The following is a 217-nucleotide window of genomic DNA, read 5'->3' on the forward strand; positions in this document are numbered from 1 at the left end:
TACTCGCCCTATTCGACATCACGGACGAACCGGCAAACCTGGACGGCTACGGTCCGATCCCCGCCTCCATGGCCCGCGAACTCGTCGCCAACGGTGCCAGCTCCTTCTACCGCGTCCTCGTCGACCCCCGCGACGGGGCACCACTGGAAATCGGCCGCACCAACTACCGCCTCACCAAACCCATGAAAAAAGCACTGCAACTCAGGGACGGAAAATG

The 217-nt window shown here is 62.2% G+C and carries 1 pseudogene; it reads left to right on the forward strand.

Annotated features, from left to right (window positions below):
* Positions 1–217: pseudogene (locus AC3A4Z_RS22660) on the forward strand (HNH endonuclease signature motif containing protein); the annotation flags it as partial.

The organism is Arthrobacter sp. Soil_C_49 (assembly GCF_057656635.1).